Source organism: Pseudomonas sp. EA_65y_Pfl1_P113, from assembly GCF_963970525.1.
Classification (GTDB): Bacteria; Pseudomonadota; Gammaproteobacteria; order Pseudomonadales; family Pseudomonadaceae; genus Aquipseudomonas; species Aquipseudomonas tritici.
In genome coordinates, this window is the sequence record NZ_CAXAQM010000069.1 from 1 (window position 1) to 4,045 (window position 4,045).

The following is a 4,045-nucleotide window of genomic DNA, read 5'->3' on the forward strand; positions in this document are numbered from 1 at the left end:
GGGCGTCAATCCATCAGCCAGTAGAAGCAGGATGCGCGCTCGCTGGGCGAGGCTCTGTTCCAGCGTACTCATACGCAACCAACCTTGCAGGGCGATGAGATCAGAAGGCGTTAAAGCGAAAGGGGATATCGGCCGGGCCATGCGCATATCCAATCCATGACATTGGACGCACAGTATATCGTTACCAGTAGATAAATGAATTAACCGCTCAGGCCACTAGTCAAAATGTTCTTTGGCGACCCTGAGAGTCTCTAGGCGTCGTCGGGCAGGCTGTTTAGCTGATCATTTCTGCCTTTCCACAAACCATGGAAATCCATCCACTTCCAGTGGATGACCAGGTTCGGGGCACAACCGGAGGTTTGCTTTGGATGGTTTGAAAAAGATGCCCCCCCCAGTCTAAGCTCCAGCACTTCCTTCAATTGCGGCGTAAAAGCGTATTCGGCGCCACACCAAACGCCTTGCGAAACGCATGGCTGAAATGGGAAAAGTCAGAAAACCCGAAGTCCAGCGCCGCCTCGGACACGCTGCGTACCTGGCCGCGTTCAATCGCTTCTCGACTGGCATTCAGGCGTTCTTTCCAAATCTCTGCAACGGGGGTTTTCTGGTAGCGTGCGAAGGCCCGTGTAACGGTGCGGGTGGACACATTGTGGGCTTTGGCGATGGCTTCAATCGAAAGGTCCGGCTCAGTCAAGTGCCGTTGGATGTACTTCATGATGCGGCCGTAGAGGTCCATCTCCTGATGGCTTGTTTTCAGGTCCTGGAGTTCCAGGCTGATCACAAGCAGATCAAGCAAAGCACTTGAGTAACGATTCGAGATGCGCTCGTCCTGCAGCGATGTCGGCGCGCTCGCGGCCTGATGCAGCATTTCGCGTAAGGGAACGACACCAGGACGCCGGTCGTCGAGGACCATCGCGGTGTACTCGGCAATACGTGGCAGGCGCTCGGTGAGCAACGCTCTCGGAATACGGATCAAGTGGTTTTCGGTACCACCCAGGCTGAAGCGAAACGCCTGAGTTGCGTCATAAAGAAACAAATTGCCGGTTGCCAGGCTGGCTTTTCTTGAGCCTTGTTCTATTTGCCCATGGCCATTTCGAGCGAAACCCAACCATAAATCTTCGGCCGGACCGCTGCGCAGGTGCTGCTCGGAACGCTCCCAGTAGTGCAGCGGCGAAGACAGCGAACAGATGTCCAGCTCGCCGACGGTATTGACGGTGAGCGAGCCATCAAAGCTGCTCTGGGACAAGGGTTTGCTATCGGCGGCCAGGCAATGGCGACAGACCACTTCTTTCCAATAATCAAACCGACGGAGTGCCGGAACAGCAAGGGTCGAATACTGAGTGCTTGGGTTCATGACACTGACCTCGACAACGATGCAAGAGGCGCTCGAGAAGTTGTAACGTGCGGCCAATTTTCAGGCATGAAAAGCAATTAACAGGCCAAGCGCATTGGCAGGCCTGCTTGAGCGCGCTGCCACGTGATTTCCATCGCGACTGTCGGCGGCCTTCGCAGGCTGTCGCCCGGTGCCGCCATCACCATTTAAGGGCATGGCACTCACCCGGTCGGCGCACGCGCAGCACTGCGGATCACGGGAAAACGTCAGCTCCAGCCTTGTCTTTTCCAACCAAATGGTTGTCTCGCCGAACAAAGCGCCCCCTCCTCGCCCAGCCTAATTTGCACCTCACAGCAGCTCATTCATCCGCTGATGAGGCACGCCATGCATCGACACAACTCACAACGATTGGCTGATTCCTCCTGGCTTCTGCAGCGGCGCGACCTTGCGCCTGAAGAGTCGGCTTATTGGTTGATTGAATGGAGTGCCATGCAGCTGCTGCACCGACGGCAGATCGCCAAGCGCGACCAGCCACCGGCGCGCTGACGCCCAACCGTAGGCCTGAACGAAAATAACGAGGAGCTCAAGATGGAATCTGCAATCGACACACATCTCAAATGCCCGCGCACCCTGTCCCGCCGTGTACCGGACGAGTATCAACCGCCGTTCCCTATGTGGGTCGCACGCGCTGACGAGCAACTGGAACAAGTGGTGATGGCCTATCTGGGCGTGCAATATCGCGGCGACGACCAGCGCGCACCTGCGTTACAGGCGATGCGTCACATCGTCGGCAGTTTCAGCTTGGCCGATGGCCCGCAGACTTATGATTTGACCCACCACACCGACAGCAGCGGCTTTGATAATTTGATTGTGGTCGGCTACTGGAAAGACCCGGCCGCCCACTGTCGCTGGTTGCGGTCACCCCCAGTGAATGACTGGTGGAGTTCGCCGGATCGGCTCGGTGAAGGCCTTGGTTATTTCCGCGAAATCACCGCGCCGCGCACCGAGCAGTTCGAGACGCTGTACGCCTTCCAGGAGAACCTGCCCGGTGTCGGCGCAGTAATGGATACGACCAGTGGAGAGATCGAAGAGCACGGTTACTGGGGTTCGATGCGCGACCGTTTCCCGATCTCCCAGACGGATTGGATGAAGCCCACGAGCGAACTGCAAGTGATCGCGGGTGACCCGGCCCAGGGCGGACGGGTCCTGGTCCTGGGGCATGACAACCTCACACTGATTCGTTCCGGCCAGGACTGGGCGGATGCCGAGGCAGAGGAGCGCTCGCTCTACCTCGACGAAATCATGCCAACCTTGCAGGACGGCATGGACTTCCTGCGTGACAACGGCCAGCCATTGGGCTGCTACAGCAACAGGTTCGTGCGCAATATCGACCTGGACGGCAACTTTCTCGACCTGAGCTACAACATCGGTCACTGGCGCTCGGTGGAGAAACTCGAACGCTGGGCTGAATCTCACCCAACTCACCTGCGTATTTTCGTGACGTTTTTCCGCGTGGCCGCGGGTTTGAAGAAGTTAAGGCTGTACCACGAAGTGTCCGTGTCGGACGCCAAGAGCCAGGTCTTCGAGTACATCAACTGTCACACGCAGACCGGCATGTTGCGCGACGCGCTGCCGCCAACGACCTGAGCGCCATCGGCGTTTACCTCCCCCCCATTTCTGCCGCCTTGCCACCCTCCTCGGGTGGCCGGTCTCCCTGTGCGAGGAATAAATAATGAATAAGATCCGCCTGCTGACGCTCTCTACGCTGTTGCCCGCGCTTCACGCCAACGCCGGTGAAGTAGCGCCCGGCGATTACGAGCAATACCCGGTCGGCGCTACGATCGGGGCGATTTACTACCAGCACGCCACCACGGACTCGGCTTATACCAACGGCCACAAGGTCAGCTCTGACTTCAGGGTGAGCTCTGACATCGGCATCCTGCGTCTACTGCATGTCTACGCACTCTCTGACACCGTCACCATCGACCCACAATTTCTTTTGCCTTTCGGACACGTCTCCAGCGCAGGTGACGCCTCAGCGCTGGGCAGTACTCGCGGCGTTGGCGACTTGATCCTCACCGCACCGGTCAAATGGCGGTTCAACGAAGCCCGCGACACCCTCAGCATCGCCCCCTACCTGTATGTGCCTACTGGTACGTATGACAAGGAGGACGCGCTCAATCTCGGAGAGAACCGCTGGAAATTCGAACTGCAGAGTGCGTACGTCAAACACTTCACAGAAAAATGGGCGATGGACCTGGTTGGCGGTGCTACCTGGTATGGCGACAACACTGATTACGGCGCAAATGCAGACCGTATGAAGCAGGACGTTTCCTACGCAGCACAGATCATGGGGCGTTACATGCCAGACGCCAGCACCGCGTTTGGTATCGGCTTCGGGCGTACCTGGGGGGGTGAGACGAACATTGAGCACGTCAATCAGGATAACGAGTTGGGCACCACCAACTTCCGTCTCACCGCCACCAAATTCGTCACCCCCCAAGACCAGATTCAACTGCAGTTGGGCAAGGACCTTTCGGTGGACAACGGCACCAAGGAAGACTTCCGCATGAACCTGCGTTATGCGCGCATTTTTTAGGTTCTTCACGGAATCACGGGAAAGACAGAAACAAGAACGCCGATTTGATGGATGATGTTCGTGCGAGCAAACACATCTAAAAAACCGGCGTTCTTATGCGTGATATTAATACTTTT

Annotated in this window: 5 protein-coding genes and 1 pseudogene; 3 read left to right on the top strand and 3 right to left on the bottom strand. The window is 57.2% G+C overall.

What is annotated here, in order from left to right:
• From AACY52_RS28140 to AACY52_RS28150, 3 genes and pseudogenes are all read right to left on the bottom strand, one after another.
• Positions 1-141: pseudogene (locus AACY52_RS28140) on the bottom strand (IS630 family transposase); the annotation flags it as partial.
• Positions 142-415: 274 nt separating this feature from the next.
• The gene (locus AACY52_RS28145) at positions 416-1,351 is read right to left on the bottom strand and encodes a helix-turn-helix domain-containing protein (protein WP_339428259.1); all 936 of its coding nucleotides are present in this window, start codon (positions 1,349-1,351) and stop codon (positions 416-418) included.
• 60 nt (positions 1,352-1,411) lie between these two features.
• Positions 1,412-1,645, bottom strand: a complete 234-nt coding sequence (locus AACY52_RS28150; RefSeq protein WP_339561054.1) for a hypothetical protein — start codon at positions 1,643-1,645, stop codon at positions 1,412-1,414.
• A gap of 69 nt (positions 1,646-1,714) precedes the next feature.
• Here AACY52_RS28150 and AACY52_RS28155 point away from each other — a divergent pair, with 69 nt between their 5' ends.
• The 3 genes from AACY52_RS28155 to AACY52_RS28165 all read left to right on the top strand — a co-directional run bounded on the left by AACY52_RS28155 (position 1,715) and on the right by AACY52_RS28165 (position 3,929).
• Entirely contained in the window at positions 1,715-1,876 is a 162-nt protein-coding gene (locus AACY52_RS28155; protein WP_339428258.1) for a hypothetical protein, read from the top strand.
• 42 nt (positions 1,877-1,918) lie between these two features.
• Positions 1,919-2,977 carry a phenylacetaldoxime dehydratase family protein gene (locus AACY52_RS28160; protein WP_339561055.1) on the top strand — a complete coding sequence of 353 codons (1,059 nt, stop codon included), beginning with the start codon at positions 1,919-1,921 and terminating at the stop codon, positions 2,975-2,977.
• 85 nt (positions 2,978-3,062) lie between these two features.
• Positions 3,063-3,929, top strand: a complete 867-nt coding sequence (locus AACY52_RS28165; RefSeq protein WP_339428256.1) for a transporter — start codon at positions 3,063-3,065, stop codon at positions 3,927-3,929.
• The last annotated feature ends 116 nt before the right edge of the window (positions 3,930-4,045 follow it).

What these genes read in the sequence shown, in the direction of transcription:
- AACY52_RS28145 (WP_339428259.1), bottom strand. Translation starts at nt 1,351, where the DNA reads ATGAACCCAAGCACTCAGTATTCGACCCTTGCTGTTCCGGCACTCCGT.
- AACY52_RS28155 (WP_339428258.1), top strand. Translation starts at nt 1,715, where the DNA reads ATGCATCGACACAACTCACAACGATTGGCTGATTCCTCCTGGCTTCTG.
- AACY52_RS28160 (WP_339561055.1), top strand. Translation starts at nt 1,919, where the DNA reads ATGGAATCTGCAATCGACACACATCTCAAATGCCCGCGCACCCTGTCC.
- AACY52_RS28165 (WP_339428256.1), top strand. Translation starts at nt 3,063, where the DNA reads ATGAATAAGATCCGCCTGCTGACGCTCTCTACGCTGTTGCCCGCGCTT.